General features: G+C 51.3%; 8 protein-coding genes and 2 pseudogenes. 7 read left to right on the forward strand and 3 right to left on the reverse strand.

The window, feature by feature from the left end; genetic code table 11:
* The 4 genes and pseudogenes from ACTHTU_RS09465 to ACTHTU_RS09480 form a co-directional block, all read left to right on the forward strand.
* A pseudogene (locus ACTHTU_RS09465) lies at positions 1-105 on the forward strand (IS1595 family transposase); the annotation flags it as partial.
* A 21-nt stretch (positions 106-126) separates the two neighbouring features.
* A pseudogene (locus ACTHTU_RS09470) lies at positions 127-963 on the forward strand (DUF4424 family protein); the annotation flags it as partial.
* A gap of 97 nt (positions 964-1060) precedes the next feature.
* Positions 1061-3655: a DNA mismatch repair protein MutS gene (gene mutS / locus ACTHTU_RS09475; RefSeq protein ID WP_440362394.1), complete on the forward strand. Its 2595-nt coding sequence runs from the start codon at positions 1061-1063 to the stop codon at positions 3653-3655.
* Between the two features lie 37 nt (positions 3656-3692).
* A complete protein-coding gene (locus tag ACTHTU_RS09480; RefSeq protein ID WP_440362395.1) occupies positions 3693-4544 on the forward strand; it encodes a DUF5672 family protein in 852 nt (283 codons plus the stop codon).
* Positions 4545-4587: 43 nt separating this feature from the next.
* Here ACTHTU_RS09480 and ACTHTU_RS09485 read toward each other — a convergent pair whose 3' ends face one another.
* Positions 4588-5421, reverse strand: coding sequence for a DUF4198 domain-containing protein (locus tag ACTHTU_RS09485; protein ID WP_070837601.1), 834 nt, complete (start codon positions 5419-5421; stop codon positions 4588-4590).
* Between the two features lie 386 nt (positions 5422-5807).
* On the opposite strand from ACTHTU_RS09485, the gene ACTHTU_RS09490 reads away from it, so the two are divergent.
* The 3 genes from ACTHTU_RS09490 to ACTHTU_RS09500 all read left to right on the forward strand — a co-directional run bounded on the left by ACTHTU_RS09490 (position 5808) and on the right by ACTHTU_RS09500 (position 8840).
* Positions 5808-6857, forward strand: coding sequence for a sulfate ABC transporter substrate-binding protein (locus ACTHTU_RS09490; RefSeq protein ID WP_440362438.1), 1050 nt, complete (start codon positions 5808-5810; stop codon positions 6855-6857).
* Between the two features lie 77 nt (positions 6858-6934).
* Positions 6935-7993: a DNA polymerase IV gene (gene dinB, locus ACTHTU_RS09495; protein ID WP_440362396.1), complete on the forward strand. Its 1059-nt coding sequence runs from the start codon at positions 6935-6937 to the stop codon at positions 7991-7993.
* A 115-nt stretch (positions 7994-8108) separates the two neighbouring features.
* Positions 8109-8840: a phosphoadenylyl-sulfate reductase gene (locus tag ACTHTU_RS09500; RefSeq protein ID WP_440362397.1), complete on the forward strand. Its 732-nt coding sequence runs from the start codon at positions 8109-8111 to the stop codon at positions 8838-8840.
* Between the two features lie 59 nt (positions 8841-8899).
* Here ACTHTU_RS09500 and recB read toward each other — a convergent pair whose 3' ends face one another.
* Positions 8900-12556, reverse strand: a complete 3657-nt coding sequence (recB, locus tag ACTHTU_RS09505) for an exodeoxyribonuclease V subunit beta (protein ID WP_440362398.1) — start codon at positions 12554-12556, stop codon at positions 8900-8902.
* Between the two features lie 144 nt (positions 12557-12700).
* Positions 12701-16459, reverse strand: coding sequence for a hemagglutinin repeat-containing protein (locus ACTHTU_RS09510; protein WP_440362399.1), 3759 nt, complete (start codon positions 16457-16459; stop codon positions 12701-12703).
* Between the last annotated feature and the right edge of the window lie 242 nt (positions 16460-16701).

Consider the following 16701-nt stretch of genomic DNA (forward strand, 5'->3'; position numbering starts at 1 on the left):
GATCGCAAATCGTTCCCGCTGTTCTTGAAAGAATGCGAATTTCGATTTAACTTCGGCACACCGTCTCAACAGCTTAAAATCCTGCGGGATTGGTGTGGAATTTAGGGCTAATCTACGTCAGCCCCTATCGATATGCAGAGCGAAGATTTATACATCAGCGAACACCAGATTCGCGTGCATTACCGGTTTAAAAACACCTCCTCGCAAGACCTTACCGAAACCGTCCTTTTCCCTTTGCCGATTGTTCCTGCTTTCACCGATTCCGACTTTGCCGACACCAAAGGCTTAGTGAACAGCTTCCGAATTTACGTCGACGGCAAACCTGTCCGCCCGCAAGCCCACGTCCGCGCCTATTTTGAACGGCGTAACGGCTCGCTGGTGGACGTGACCGCCGATTTGAAAAAATGCGGTTTGAGCGATCAGGAACTGATGCACCCGTGGACACAAAACAAAGATGCCGAAAAGCTCAATAAGAAAATTCGTACTTGCAGCTCGCCTAAAATCAAATCCTTGCTTCCAGCCAGCGAATCGAACATAGTGGGCTGGACGTCTTGGTCGTCTCAGATTGTTTACAGCTGGAAGCAAACCTTCAAAGCCGGCAGCGTCACCGAAATCAAACACCAATACACCCCGCTGGTCGGCGGCAGCTTCCTGCCTTCGCTCAAAGCCAAAGACAGCAAAGCATTTATAGATGAGTACTGCATGGATGAAAACTTCCTCAACAACTTTAAAAATGTGAAAGAAGAAAAGGTCTATCACTATTTGGGCTATGTCTTGACCACAGGTGCCAACTGGGCAAAACCCATCGGTAAATTCACGTTGACCATAGACCGCGAGCCCAATACCGTGATTTCGCTTTGTTGGGACAAATCCCTGCGCAAAGTCGGGCCGAACCGCTTCCAAGCAGTCAAAGAAAATTTCCTGCCGAAGAAAGACTTGGACATTATTTTCGTTTATAAATAATCTTATTCGGCATATATAAAAGGTCGTCTGAAAGCTTATTTAGGTTTTCAGACGGCCTTTTGTTACAATAACGCTTTTGCGTTTCTAAGGTTTTTCCATGTCTAAACCCACTGTTTCCCCGATGATGCAGCAGTATCTCGACATCAAATCGCAACACGCCGACAAGCTGGTGTTTTACCGCATGGGCGATTTTTACGAGCTGTTTTTGGATGACGCGGTGGAAGCGGCGAAGCTGTTGGACATCACCCTGACCACGCGCGGGCAGATGGACGGCGTACCGATTAAGATGGCGGGCGTGCCGTTTCACGCGGCGGAGCAATATCTGGCGCGACTGGTGAAGATGGGCAAAAGCGTGGCGGTGTGCGAGCAGGTGGGCGAAGTCGGCACGGGCAAAGGGCCGGTGGAGCGCAAAGTCGTGCGCATTGTGACGCCCGGCACACTGACCGACGCGGCGTTTTTGGAAGACAAGGAAACCAACCGCATCGCGGCGGTGAACGCGGATAAAAAACACGTCGCCATCGCGTGGGCATCTTTGCAAAGCGGCGAATTCAAAACCAAGCTGACGACGGCGGACAAACTCGCCGACGAGCTGGCGCGTTTGCAGGCGGCGGAAATCCTGTTGCCCGAAGGCAAAAGCCTGCCTGACGGTTTTCATGCAACTTCTGCCAACATCACGCGCCTGAACTCGTGGCAGTTTGCCGCCGATGCAGGCGCGAAATTGTTGACCGAATACTTCGGCTGCCAAGACCTGCACGGCTTCGGTTTGGACGGCAAGGAACACGAAGCCGCCGTCGGCGCGGCGGGCGCGCTGCTGAACTACATCCGCCTGACGCAAAACCTGATGCCGCAACACTTAGACGGCATTTCGCTCGAAACCGACAGCCAATATATCGGCATGGACGCCGCCACGCGCCGCAATCTCGAAATCACGCAAACCCTCTCCGGCAAAAAATCGCCGACCCTGTTTTCCATACTCGACGGCTGCGCCACCCACATGGGCAGCCGCCTCTTGGCACTCTGGCTGCACCACCCCTTACGCAGCCGCGCCCACATCCGCGCCCGCCAAGAAGCCGTTGCCGCGCTGGGTTCGCAATACGAAACCCTGCAAGGCCGTCTGAAAAACATCGCGGACATCGAACGCATCGCCGCCCGCATCGCCGTCGGCAACGCCCGCCCGCGCGACCTTGCCGCCTTGCGCGACAGCCTGTTTGCCCTGAATGAAATCGAACTGTCCGCCGAGGGCAGCAGTCTCTTAGAAACCCTCAAAGCCGTTTTCCCCGAAACCCTGCCCGTCGCCGAAACCCTCAAAGCCGCCGTGATGCCCGAACCCGCCGTCTGGCTCAAAGACGGCGGCGTCATCAACCAAGGCTATTGCGCAGAACTCGACGAGTTGCGCCACATCCAAAACCACGGCGACGAATTCCTGCTCGACCTCGAAGCGCGCGAACGCGAACGCACCGGCCTCTCCACCCTCAAAGTCGAGTTCAACCGCGTCCACGGCTTCTACATCGAGCTTTCCAAAGTCCAGGCCGGACAAGCCCCCGCCGACTACCAACGCCGCCAGACCCTGAAAAACGCCGAACGCTTTATCACCCCCGAACTCAAAACCTTCGAAGACAAAGTCCTGACCGCGCAAGAGCAAGCATTGGCATTGGAAAAACGCCTGTTTGAAGCCCTGCTGAAAGAAGTTCAGACGGCCTTGCCGCAGCTTCAAAAAGCCGCCAAAGCCGCCGCTGCGCTGGACGTACTTTCCACCTTTGCCGCCACCGCCGCCGAACGCGGCTTCGTTTGTCCTGAGTTCGCCGACTACCCCATTATCCATATCGAAAACGGCCGCCATCCTGTCGTCGAGCAACAAGTGCGCCACTTCACCGCCAACCACACCCGCCTCGACCACAAACACCGCCTCATGCTCCTGACCGGCCCCAACATGGGCGGCAAATCCACCTACATGCGTCAAGTCGCCCACATCGTCCTCATGGCGCACACCGGCAGCTTCGTCCCCGCCGATGCCGCCCAAATCGGACCCATTGACCAAATCTTCACCCGCATCGGCGCCTCCGACGACCTCGCCTCCAACCGCTCCACCTTCATGGTCGAAATGAGCGAAACCGCCTACATCCTCCACCACGCCACTGAGCAATCCCTCGTCCTCATGGACGAAGTCGGACGCGGCACTTCGACTTTTGACGGCCTCGCCCTCGCGCACGCCATTGCCGAACACCTGCTGCAAAAAAACAAATCCTTCAGCCTCTTCGCCACCCACTATTTCGAGCTGACCCGCCTGCCCGAAACCCACGCAACGGCGGTCAATATGCACCTCTCCGCACTCGAACAAGGACAAGACATTGTCTTCCTCCACCACATCGAGCCCGGCCCCGCCAGCAAAAGCTACGGCATCGCCGTCGCCAAACTCGCCGGCCTGCCTAACCGCGCCCTCAAAGCCGCCCAAAAACATCTGGACGAACTCGAAGCCCAAGCCGCCGCCAACCGTCCGCAGTTGGATATTTTCAGCGCCATGCCGTCTGAAAATAGGGCGGATGAGGAAGAGCCGGACATTGAACCGGTTTGCCATGCCCAGACCGATGAGTTGGCCGAAGCGTTGGCGCAAATCCAGCCCGACAACCTTACGCCGCGCGAAGCTTTGGATGCCTTGTACCGTTTGAAAGAAATCTGCAACAAGGTGTCGTAAACAAGGCAAAGGCCGTCTGAAACAGGGGAAACATATAATGAGTTTTGCTGACATTACCGTGGTGGGTATTACCGGCGCAGATTCTTATACCGAGGGCACGATGTACGCCGTTGCCCGCAGCTGTGCCGAATTGCCCGGTAGCCGTGGATTGCTGATTAGCCCGAGCTGTCCGCAAGATTTGCCGGAGAATATCCGACATCAGCCTTGCCGGCCATTCGGTTATTTGGAATACAATCTGTTTGTTTTGTACCAACTGATGTATTACATCGAAACCGATTATTGTTTGATTGTTCAAAATGACGGCTGGGTGTTGAACGGTCAAAACTGGCAGGATGCCTATCGGGAATATGACTACATCGGCGCACCTTTGCCGATTTTGTTGGAAACCGAAGCCGACGGGCAGTTTTTCCTGAAGGGGACCGACCAATATTTGGCCAAACAGCATCTGATTCAGACTTCCCCGAATTTGGACGAGCCGCAGAACGGCGGTTTCAGCCTGCGCAGCAAGCGGCTTTTAACCATGCCGAGGCAACTGGGCTTAAATGTAGAAATCCGGCCGCCTTTGCCGCCGAAAGACGGAAAAATGGCCGGTATGGAATGGCTGGTGCGGCTGCACCACGAGGATATGTTTTTGACGGCGCAACACCGTTATAGATTGCAGGACTTGGGTTTGAAATTCGCGCCTCCGAATATTGCGACACAATTTTCTTCAGAAGTACCGTTTATCAATCGAATGAGGAATGTCCCTTTAGAGCACGTCTTTGGGGCGCACTGGATGGGCAATGTAGTCTTGACCGGCTGCAACCGTGTCCGTTTTGCCCAATTAAATGGTGATGAGTTGGAAACATTATCCCGTTTTTTTAGAAATTTGGGTTATGAATTAGAATAAATAAAGGCCGTCTGAAAGTTCAGACGGCCTTTTTTAATGGCTGTTAATGATGATGGTGGGCATGGCGTGCGGCCGCGCGTTTGGTACCGACAGGCACAATCAGCGTCGCGTAAGTATTGTCTTTCTGACATACGCTTTTATCGCCGTAATCGGTCTCGTTCACCACTTTGATTTTCCACAAACCGTCAATCAGCGTAATCACATTGACCACGCCGTTTTTATCGGTTTTGCCGGAGAAGCCTTGAGGCTCGCGGTGGTCATGGGTTGATTCCAAGTCCATTTCGGCCAAAGTGTCCGAGCTGGCGGTAACGGTGGCTTTAACCAAAGGCTCGCCTTTGTACAGGACTTTGACCGGCAAAATACCGCCGGCTTTGACTGCGTTCGGATTTTTCAGCGGAACCAGTTCCAGCTCTTGGCCAATAGGGCGGGTCAATACCGCTTCATCGACTGCGCCGTTGCCCACTTGGACGAAACTCTTGCCGAACATTTGCGATTGTTCGCAATAGGTGGCACCGGCCAGCTGTTTCAAGGTTTGCTGTTTCCAGCCGTCTTGGTTTTTCGACCAGAAAGTCGGTTGGTAGGTCGCGCTGACCCAGTAGGAGCCTGCGGGCAGGGCGGCTTTGGAAACGTATTGATAGTTTTCGCCTTTATTTACCAAATCAACGGTTTTCTTTGAGCTGTCGGTCAATTGCAGCGGTTTGAAAATATGCACGCGGTCGTCGGCGATTTTTTCGACATTGGGGAAGTCGTGGCTGTAACCCAAATCCGCATGCAGGATTTTGCCGGCAGGCTGATGTGCCGGTGCGGCCACCCAAACATCGTGCGCCTGTGCCGCTGCGCCTAATCCCAGCAATCCTAAAAGCATCCATTGTTTCATAGTTTCTACACTCCATTTTGTTGTTGAATGAAAGGCCTTGTATTTTGGCGAGTAGAAACATTACTCTTATTTACATTTTTTGTAAATAATAAGAACTATATTTTTTAATTATAAATAATTATTTATATTGGATTTTCAGACGGCCTGACGTATTGGTAATGCTGTTTGCAACGTATGTTTATCTTGTATAAATAGCTACTTTAATCTTTATCTGATTGATGTATATATAATTTATTGTGATTTTTGTCTGAGTGGGCATTTTTTTCCGACTTCCGCCCGGATTGTATATAACCAAAACTGATAAACGCGAAAGCAAACATTATTTCCAGTTTGCATCCAATCCCGATAAAGTGCTCCCATATTTTTAACAGGAGCTGATCATGAATATCCATACGCTTTCTTTTGCCGCTTTGACCGCCGCGCTGGCTTTGAGCGCGTGCTCGCCAACAGCCGAACAATCCGCCGACAATGCTTCTCAAGCTACCGGAGGTAAGGGGAGCGAAGTCAAATTGCTGAATGTCTCCTATGATGTCGCCCGCGATTTTTATAAAGAATACAATCCTTTATTTGTCAAAGAGTTTGCTGCAAAAAACGGCGGACAGTCGGTTGAGGTCCAACAGTCGCACGGCGGCTCCAGCAAGCAGGCTTTGGCTGTCGCCAATGGTTTGGCTGCCGATGTGGTAACCATGAACCAGACTTCCGATATTGAGCTTTTGGTGAAAAAAGGTTTGGTCAAAGCCGATTGGAACACGCGCCTGCCGGACAATGCCGTGCCTTATACCAGCAACGTCGTTTTCTTGGTGCGCAAAGGTAATCCGAAATACATTCAGGACTGGGGCGATTTGGCCAAAGACGGCGTGCAAATCGTTTTGGCGAACCCGAAAACCACCGGCAACGGCCGCTACGCCTTTTTGGGTGCGTACGGTTATGGTTTGAAAGTCAATAACGGAGATGAGGGCAAAACCAAAGATTTTGTGGCCGCATTGCTGAAAAACACGCCGGTATTTGAAAACGGCGGCCGCGCAGCAACGACGACTTTCAGCCAACGCCATATCGGCGATGTTTTGGTTACCTTTGAAAATGAGGCCAACTACGTCAGCAAAAAGCTGACCCAAGACCAGTTTGAAATCGTCTATCCGAGCTACACCATTCTTTCCGAAGCGCCGGTTGCCGTCGTGGACAGCGTGGTCGATAAAAAAGGCACACGCGCCGCTGCCGAAGCCTATCTGCAAAACCTCTGGAGCGAACCGGCCCAAGAGTTGGCCGCCAATCTTTACCTGCGTCCGCGCAATGCCGAAGTGTTGGCCAAACACAAAGCCGACTTCCCCGATATTGAAACTTTCAATCCGAATGAGAAATTTGGTCCGTGGGAAGAAATCATGAAAAAATTCTTTGCCGATGGCGGATTGTTTGACCAGCTTTCCAGTAAAAAATAAGGCTTAAACATAGAGGCCGTCTGAAACTTCAGACGGCCTTTTGTTACAATAAGCCTTTTTCTTATCCATCTTTTCCCATGTCCCAACGCAAAATCATCCATATCGATATGGACGCATTCTATGCTTCGGTAGAACTGCGCGAGCAGCCGCAATTGAAAGGACTGCCCGTCGTTGTGGCGTGGGACGGTACGCGGTCGGTCATTTGTGCCGCGTCTTATGAAGCGCGCAAATTCGGTTTGCACTCGGCCATGTCGGTGGCGACGGCGAAAAGGCTGTGTCCGCAGGCGGTGTTTGTGCCGCCGCATTTCGATTGGTACCGCCAAGTGTCGGCGCAGATTCATGCCGTGTTTCGGCGTTATACTGATTTGATCGAGCCATTGTCTTTGGATGAGGCCTATTTGGATGTTACCCGAAATTTTGAAAATATCCCGTATGCCAGCGAGGTAGCCAAACGCATTCGTGCCGAAATTTTTGAAGAAACCGGTTTGACAGCCTCTGCAGGCATCGCGCCCAATAAGTTTTTGGCAAAAATCGCGTCCGACTGGCGCAAGCCGAACGGGCAGTTTGTGCTGCCGCCGCAAAAAATCATGGTGTTTTTGGAGAGCTTGCCGTTGGGTAAGATTCCCGGTGTCGGCAAAGTCACGCTGAAAAAGATGAATGCCCTCGGTATGCAGACCGCCGGCGATTTGCGCCGTTTTGAGCGCGGCGAACTTTTAAACCATTTCGGCCGCTACGGCTACCGCCTTTACGATTTGGCACGCGGTATCGACGAGCGGCCGGTCAAAGCCGAACGCGAACGCCTGCAAATCTCAACCGAAATTACCTTACCTGAAGATTTATCTTTGGCGCAGGCTTCAAGCCATTTGCCGCACCTCGCCGAAGACCTCTGGCGGCAAATCGAACGCAAAAACGTCGAAGCCAAAGGCGTTACCCTCAAACTCAAAACTCACGATTTCCGCATTATTACGCGTTCGCTGACGTATTCTTCCGTCCTTCCCGACAGTGCCTCGCTGCTTCAGGCGGCGCATACTTTGCTGCAACGCATACCGTCGCAACGCGAAGACGCCTTCCGCCTGATCGGTATCGGCGTGAGCCATTTGCTGCCGAAAAACCAGCAGCAGACGCTTTGGTTATAAAGAAATAGAAAAGCATTCTTTCCGTTTGAAGATAGGGCGCAGGACAATATCGTTCCATAACCATATCGACAGCCGTTTCAACAGGCCGTCTGAAAATTATTAGGAACAACCAGCCATGTCTTTATTCCGTCCACAACTCTGGAAAATCCCCGAAATCAGCGATGACGAACGCCGCCGCCTGCCTGAATTGGCTACTGCTTTGGAGCGCCGTTTGCAAGACATTGCCGCTCGCTATCCGCAAGCCGTGTTCGCATCCAGCCTTGCGGTTGAAGATATGGTCATTACCGATGCCGTGTGCCGTCTGAAACTGCCCATCCGTATCATCACGCTCAATACGGGCAAACTCAATCCCGAAACCGCCGCGCTGATTGCCGAAACCAATGCGCGCTATCAAACCGAATTGGAAGTGTTTTATCCCAACCAGCAAACCGCCGATGAATTTGAAGCGGAATTCGGCACAACCGCCATGTACGACAGCGTCGAGTTGCGCCGCCGTTGCTGCCATATCCGCAAAATCGAACCGCTCAACCGCGCTTTACATAACGCCCCCGCATGGCTGACCGGACAACGCCGCAGCCAGTCCGAAACACGCAGCGAATTGAATTTTGAAGAGCTGGATACGGGTCGCAACATCGCCAAATTCAATCCTATTTTTGATTGGGAAGAGCAGGATGTTTGGGCATATGCACACGAGCACCAAGTTCCGCTCAATGCACTGTATCATCAGGGCTATCCCAGTATTGGGTGCGAACCCTGCACGCGTCCGGTCAAGTTGGGCGAAAATATCCGCGCCGGACGATGGTGGTGGGAAAGCAAAGACAGTAAGGAATGCGGTTTGCACAAATAATCAAAGGCCGTCTGAAAATGTTTCAGACGGCCTTTTTGACGATTTAACAAAATGATTTATCAAGAATTTGTTTTTCGTTCAACAAAAGTGGAAAGTAGGGCGGTATTGATGTCCCATTTCCAAATGCCTCGTTCCGAGCCGTCCATACCGCGCAGGAAGAGGTAGCGGATGGCGATTTTGGGCAACGGCTTGCCACGCAGGGCATAGTAGCGCGCGATGGCAACGGCGTAGATCAGGGCTTGCAGGTAGTAGTGATGATGCGCCACGGCTTCGTTCATCGCCTGTTGCGTGTACGCGTTTGCATCGTTGCCCAAATGGTTGGATTTGTAGTCGATTAAAACGACATTGCCGTCTGAATCTTGGCAAACCATATCGATAAAGCCGTTTAAATAGCCTTGCAAATCATGGAAATCAAGCAGTTGCGCGGCTTGGACGCATTCGGGCGGCAGGTTTGCTTCGCTTGAGGCAAACCAACGGCGCAAGTCGTCCAGTTTGAAATCGTCCATGTACAGGGTGAACCCCATTTCGGGCAGGCGTCGGGTCGGCGGAATCTGCGACAGGCTCTCGTTGATTAAAGGTGTCAGGCGGCAGGTGTCGAGCATGGCACTTACCGTCGGCAGCCATTTGTCTTCAAAGCTGTGGCGTTGCAAAACTTCGGCAATCATTTCGGATTGGCTCTCGGCAGAGGCGGCGAAGTCGAGTTTTTCCAACATTTCATGCAAACATACGCCGGCATTGGTGCCTCGGGGGAAATGGTGGATATCGAGGCCGTCTGAAAGCGGGGAAGGCAGGTTTTCAGACGGCATGGCACGGTCTGCGCTTTCTGCCGGGTCGATGGCAGGTTGCAAAGGCTCGTGTTGTTCGTCGGTTGACTTGGTGTGCCGGCTCAAACCGGTAAAGCTGGTGTGGCGGATAAAGTCAAAATCGCGGCGTTTGATGCTATGAGCGCTCAAAGCTTGGTCTTGTTGGCGGCTGTATTGGTAGACGGTTTCTAGCGGGGCTTCTTCCGTGAAGGCAAACTCCGTATTTTCAGGCGCGTTTTTGATAAAGCGTTGCCAGTTGGTTTTAAGCATTTCCACAACGTCTGTCGCGCTTTTATAGCTTTGGCTGACGCTTTCGCGGCCGGCATCCGGTAAACCTTCGAGCAGATAGGCAAAAGGATTGTTGGGCGTACAGTTTTTGTTGGCGGCGGCGTAGATGTTGAGCTGTTCTTCGGCACGGGTAAGGGCGACATAAAGCAGGCGTAAATCTTCTGCCGTCTTTTCGTCGGCAAGATGGCTTAGTTCTGCTTCCGAGGTTTGCGATTTGGCCAGCAGCTCGGTTTCGTGGTTGTCAGTATGCAGGATTTTCCAGTTTTCTTTGGAATTGTCTTTGGTATCCCACGCGAAGGGGCAGTACACCAAAGGATATTGCAAACCTTTCGACGCGTGCATGGTAACGATTTTGACCAGTTTTTCGTCGCTTTCAAGACGGATGGTTTGCGCGTCTGACGGGAAATGGCCGCTGCGCGCACGACTGATTTGTTCGTTTAACCATTTATGCAGGGCGGCAGGGTTGCGGCTTTGGCTGTCTTCTTCGGCTAAAAGCTCCAGAATTTGATAGTAGTTGGTCAGGCTGCGTTCGTTGCCGCCTTTGAGCAGGCGTGTTTCGATGTCATGTCGGGCGGCAAACTGCTGCACGGCGGCAAAAATGCCGCCTTTCCGCCATTTTTCCATGGCCTCGGCAGATGACTCCAGCCATTTGAGCAGCTGGTGTTCATTGTGGTTGAGCTCGTAAATCTCTTTGGCGGTATAGCCGAATAAAACGCCGGTCAAGACAAAGCGCAGCCAGTCGGTTTGCCTTGGGTTGAGCCAAAAGCCGATCAGTGCGGACAGCGAGTTGGCCTCGGCGGAATCGAAAACGGACTGGCGCGACAGCAACACGCTTTGGATACGGCGCTGTTTCAGTTTACCGGCAATCATCGCCGCTTCGTTGTTGGTGCGCACCAAGACGGCAATATCGCCGGATTCCAACGCGCGGCCTTTGAAATTCAGACGGCCTTCGGCGGCTTCATTGAGCGCAAAGGCAATTTCATCGGCACAATATTCGGCGGCACGGCCGCGCAAAATTTCTTTGCCGGTTTGATCGTCCGTATTGAGCCAGCGCACTTGGATGGCGGGGTGGTGTGGCGACAGCCGGCTTTCGGCGCGGCTGGCGAAGACATCGCTGTAATCGATGTTTTCCAATACGAAGGGGTGTTTTTTTTGTTTGAACAAGGCGCTGATGCCGTTAATCAGCTTGGCATGGCTGCGGTAGTTGACGGCGAGGGTGTAATGCCTGTCCGCATCTTGCGCGGCTTGCAGATAGGCGTAAATGTCCGCACCGCGAAAGCTGTAAATCGCCTGTTTGGGGTCGCCAACGAGAAACAGCGGGCAGCCTTGTTCGATAAAAATTTGGCGGAAAATTTCGTATTGCAGCGGGTCGGTATCTTGGAATTCGTCAATCAGCGCGATTTCCCAGTTTGCCGCCGCCGCTTTTGCCAATGCGTTGCCGTGTTCATTGGTGGTCAATGCCTGATGGACATCCAGTAGCAAATCGTCAAACACACGCTCGCGGCGTGATTTTTTTTGTTCGGCAATGGATTGGTTGATGTAGGAAAGTAGGTCGAGTTGCAGGCAGATGAAGACTGCTTCTTCCGCGCTTTCCATTGCCTGCAAATCACGACCGAGATTGGCCAAGGCTTGCAGCTGAATAATTTCCGGCGCATCGGCATCGGCTTTATATTCTTTTTTCAGTTTGCTGTTGAGTGTATCGACACTGAAATGGTTTAGTTTTCCTAGTGTTTGTTTGCTTAGGCGGGGCAGACGGTTGGATTCGGCGTTTGTTTTTAAATCGGTAAAAACATTTTCAAAGGTTTTTCTTTTGTAGGTTTGGCCGTTAAGTTTGGGAAAAATTGCCCAAAATGCTTTTTCCAAGTCTTCCAACTGGTTGCAAATTTTTTCCCATGTTTCTTGAAGGTTGGCTTGGGCTTCTTTCAAATCGCCTTCAGGCCGTCTGAATTTCAGATAGGGGCGGCCGGTATAGCTTTTGATTTCGGCAAGCATTTCTTCGGGCGTGCATTTCCGGTCAAAAACCAATTGTGCCAATGTGGCATCGGTTGCCACTCTCTGCCGCCAAAAGTCTTGCGCAGGAATCAGCAGCCTCTCGCGCGAGTCGTCCGACAGCTCGACATCCAAAGGCGCGCCGCACAAAAACGCGTAATCGCGCAAGACGCGCTGACAGAAGCCGTGGATGGTGTAAATCGATGCGTTGTCAAACTGGCTCAGGGCGGCTTTGAGGCGGAGAATCAGGCGATGGCAGCTTTCCTGTCCGTCTTGCTCGCCTAAAGCCAAAGGAATCAATCGATTGAGAAAGTCATCGGGAGATTTTTTCTCTTTTTCGTAATATTTGTTCAGGCCGTCTGAAATATGTTCCGGCTCGCCGCCCAAAGTTTGGATTTCGTTCAAAACCTGCAACACTTCGTCCAAACGCGCGCGCAAACGGGTTTTCAGTTCTGCCGTCGCCGCCTTGGTAAAGGTAACGACCAGAATTTTCTCGATGTCTTTTTTTTCTAAAACAATCAGTCGGGTAAAGAGCGCGGCAATGCCGTAGGTTTTACCCGTACCGGCAGAAGCTTCGATAAGGTTGGTGCCGTCGATGGAAAGTGTGAGCGCGTCAAAAGGAAGGGCGGAAGACATGGTTGGAACGGAATAATATTAGCGAGGCATTATCATAACAGAGATAGTGTGTTGTTTTGCATTGATGATAAAAATGCCGTCTGAAAACTTTCTGTTTTCAGACGGCATGTCTTAATGGCTATTAAATGACTTCAATAGCGCATCTTAGTAGCGCAAACGGCGTCTGGCGTAGCTTGGTTGGCGAGGACGGTAGGTATAACGGTTCGCCGCAGGAGCTTTACTGTCGTCATAGTAGTACGCAACATTATTACCGTTGATGGTCGTATTGTTGACGCTCAAACCGGTTGGAGAGCCGGTAGTAATAACAACATTGTCGCTTTGGATGGTGTTTGCCGTATTGGTTACGGTGGCTTCGTTTTTACCTTTGGCGTTGATGCCGCCGTTTGGTTTACCTGAAGCGTAGCTGCCGTTGACATTAACGGTCAGATTTTTTTCGTTAACGCTGCTGATTGCGCCGGAAGTATTGACTTTGTTGCCTTCTACTTCAACGGAGTTGTTGGATACCAGGTTGGTACCATGCAGGTTGACGTCACCGTTGTTGGCATTGATTTTAATCTCGTTGCCGGCCGCCACATTCGCGCCTGTGGCGGTAGAAGAAGCGTTATCGGTTTTGTTGACGCCGACAGAGCCATTGACGTGCGGAACGGCAACACCGGTTTCAACATTGATTGTCGCACCAGCGCCGATACCGACATTAACGGCTGTACCTTGGTTGGAGGCAGTATTGGCTGACTCGGTGAAGGTTACGCCGTTGCCTGCGGTAATGTTGACGTTGTTGTTGGCAGTAATGTTGGATGCGATTTCAGCAGAGTCTTTGGCGTTGATGACAACATTGGTAGCATTCATATCGCCTTTGACGGCGGTAGATTCTTTTTTGTTTTCATCAGCGTAGTTGACGTTCAGGTTGGCATTCACATCAACGGTTGAACCGTCTTTGGTGTATGCGCCGATAGTCAAAGAAGCGCCGCCTTGTTTGCTGCTGCTGTTGCTGGTGTTGTGGGCGGCAGTGTTGTGGTATGAACCTGCATCAATGTTGATCGCACCGGTAACATCGTATTTTGTACCTTCATCAGACACTTTGTTATTCGCCAAAACGATGGCATTGCCTGAGTTGATGGTGGTTACGGTTGCAGTGGATTCATTGTGGGTCGAAGAGTTGCCTTGACCTTGTGCAGTGATTTCACCGCCGATGCCTTTGTTGGTGCTGATGCCGGCAGAAACGACCAAACCGCCGCCGTTTTGTTTCACATCGGATTTTGCACCGCTGTGTGCCGCTGCATGGGTAACGTTTTTGGCAGACTCAACCACATTGCCTGTCGCATTAATCACGGTACCTTCTTGATTAATATTGCCGTTGGCAGTGATGGTGGTATTACCGCCGGTGTTGATGTTGGATACATGGGATGTATTCGTTACGGTGGTTGCATCTGTTTTGGTGCTGGTAATGCCGACAGATACGCCGATGCCTGCAACGTTATTTTTTTCGTATGCAGTAGCAGATACGCCCAAATCGGTTACGCGGCCGGATTCGGTCACAGTGTTGCTGCCTTTGGATGCAACAATATTTACGTCATTGGCTGCGGAAATGTTGACGGATTCTTCGCCGTTGATTTGGCTGCCGCTGACGGTAACGTTTGAGTTGGAAGACAACTGGGTGTTTTTACCGGTCAAAATGCTGCCGTTCAGGCCGACAGAGTGGGTGTCGGTGTGGGTATCGGTGAATTTGATACCGGCTTTGGCAGTCACGCTGCCGTTTTCTTTATTGGTTTCGATACCAGAGTAGCCTTTGATGGAATACTCGTTGACCTGTTTGTTTTCTACCGCTTTGGCAGCATCAATGGTCAAATCGCCTGCGGAAGAGAGTTGCAGTTTTTGTGCCGCAAACAATGCAGAACCGATCACATTGATGTCTTTGTTGGAAACAACGGTCAGGTCGGCATTGGAAACCAGGGTAGAACCGGTTACTTTTTCAATGCTGCTGTTGCTGCTGGTTTTAGAGGTAGTGATATTGAAAATCGTACCTTTACGCGCGCTTTGTGAGGAAGTATCGGTGCTGGTGGCGTTTTTAATATCGACATTGCCTGCTTTGGAGCTGACGAATGTACCGGCTTGGCCTTCAACGGTACTGCCGTAAACGTTGACGCCGTTTTTTGCACCCAAGACTACGTTTGAGTTGGCAGTAATGCTGCTGCCATGCAGGTTTTCGGTACGGTTGTTTTGAACTTGGCTTTCACCGCCGAACAGGCCGCCCCAGTATTTTTTCTGGTCATCGAGGCTGTTGGTGTTGATGGTGGTTTGAGTACCCAAGTTGATCTTGTTGACATCGGTAACGACATTGCCGTTTGCCGCGATGCTTGCGCCGTAAGTGCTCAAATCGCCTTCGGAAATCAAACCGATATCACCGGCTGCGGAGATTTTGGTTTGATGGGCGGTAGAGTTTTTTGAAGATTTTGTAGCGATACCGGTTTTCAGAGCGGCAGTTTCGTTTTTGAAGCTGACATAAGTCGAGCTGCTGTCGGTTTCGCTGTTGCTGCTCAATACGATGCCTTGTTGGGCGGCAATGCGTGCATCAGCAGCCGAGGTCAGTTCGGTCGCGTCCAGTTGGACTTTGCCTGTGGTGGCAATATTGACAGAGCCGGCATTGATTTTGGTTTGATGCAGGCTTTCGTCAGCAGAAGAGCTCAGGTTGTTGTTGTACCAAAGGCCTTTGCTTTGAGTATGGTCGGATTCTATACGGTTGGTTGTTTTTACCGCGTTAGAATTGATGTTGCCCGTGGCAGATGCAGTCAGTGCGCCGGCATTGATGTTGGCTGCGCTCAGGTTGAGGCTGCCGCTATTGTTCAAAGTCAATGACTCGGATGCATTGATATTGCTGGCGGTAAAGGTTTCCGTTTTGTTGCGGTCCGAACGGAAGTGCTGAACATTTTTCGCCTCTTTGCCACTAGAAGATTTGTTGGCTGAATGGCTGGTAACCGTGCCTTTGATGTCGGTATCGCGGGCAAACAGTTCCATTTGTGCGCCGGTCAGATTGGCAGACTGGATGCTCAGGTTGCCTTTGCTGTCGATATTCAGGTAGCGGGTGCCGGTAATGGCGGCATTTTGAATGTTTTGTTTGGCGCGTTTGTCGGTCGCGTGGATGCGGATGGTACCGGCGCGCATACTGCCGAAGATATGACCGTCAAGCACCGGCGCATTTGAAGCTGCGTCCAATGCTTCGATTTGTGCGGTTTTGTAGTCGAAGTTGCTTTTACCTGAAGAAACATTGATGGCGTCGGCGGCATTAACGTTGGCTGATTTACCGACAACCACTTGCGGCGCGAGCAGATCAACTACGCGGTTGCCGCTCAAATTGCCGTTGACTTGTAGTTGTTTGCCATTGTCGCTGATATTGAAAGATTTCAACGTGCCGTCTGAAACGGTTGGCGTACCGACAACCAAGGATGCGCGGTTGGCATTCAGGATGCTGCCGCCGTTGTGGGTAATGCCGTTAGGGTTTGCCAAAACATAGTCTGCGGCAATACCGAAGATCTCTTGCTGACCCAAGATCAGGGAAGGGTTTTTGCTGACCACTTCATTCAAGATCACAGATGCGGCCTGACCTTGGAAGTTTTTGTTGGCAGACAGGTTTCCGGCCAGTTGGGATTTACCGGCAGACAGGGCGTTATTCAAAACGGCGCCGTGTTGGGAAACGTTGTACTTGTTATATTGGTTGTGAGAGAGACCTTGGGCTGTCGGTGCGGCAATGTTGACGATGTCAACATTGTGTTGCTGCTGTACCGAAGTTTGGCCGATGGCTTCGATATTGGCCGCTACCGCTGCATTTCCCAGGAATGCAAAGCACACGGCGACAGTTACTTTGCCAGAAGCTGAGAGCTTAGGCTGATATAAAGTGTCGATTTTCATGGATTTTAATCCTTATTTATCGTGATGGAGATTGAATCAGAAATCCCATATCGGGTATGAGATTTCTGTTGAGGAAATTTTGAATGTATTAACATTGTTATAAAATTTTTTACAATAATACCACCAGTACGGCCTTGTGTGCACTATTTCAAATGCAAATATAAACCGCCCATCTTATTGATATTAATGAAAAATTAATAATGTTAAGATGGGCGGTTTATATATTGGATAAAAGGATATAT

The sequence above is a fragment of the Neisseria sp. P0020.S005 genome (assembly GCF_051957055.1).
In the GTDB taxonomy this organism is placed as follows: Bacteria; Pseudomonadota; Gammaproteobacteria; order Burkholderiales; family Neisseriaceae; genus Neisseria; species Neisseria subflava_A.

Bases quoted from the DNA above. Each gene is read 5' to 3' on its own strand.
- mutS (WP_440362394.1), top strand. From the start codon at position 1,061: ATGTCTAAACCCACTGTTTCCCCGATGATGCAGCAGTATCTCGACATC.
- ACTHTU_RS09480 (WP_440362395.1), top strand. From the start codon at position 3,693: ATGAGTTTTGCTGACATTACCGTGGTGGGTATTACCGGCGCAGATTCT.
- ACTHTU_RS09485 (WP_070837601.1), bottom strand. From the start codon at position 5,421: ATGAAACAATGGATGCTTTTAGGATTGCTGGGATTAGGCGCAGCGGCA.
- dinB (WP_440362396.1), top strand. From the start codon at position 6,935: ATGTCCCAACGCAAAATCATCCATATCGATATGGACGCATTCTATGCT.
- ACTHTU_RS09500 (WP_440362397.1), top strand. From the start codon at position 8,109: ATGTCTTTATTCCGTCCACAACTCTGGAAAATCCCCGAAATCAGCGAT.
- recB (WP_440362398.1), bottom strand. From the start codon at position 12,556: ATGTCTTCCGCCCTTCCTTTTGACGCGCTCACACTTTCCATCGACGGC.
- ACTHTU_RS09510 (WP_440362399.1), bottom strand. From the start codon at position 16,459: ATGAAAATCGACACTTTATATCAGCCTAAGCTCTCAGCTTCTGGCAAA.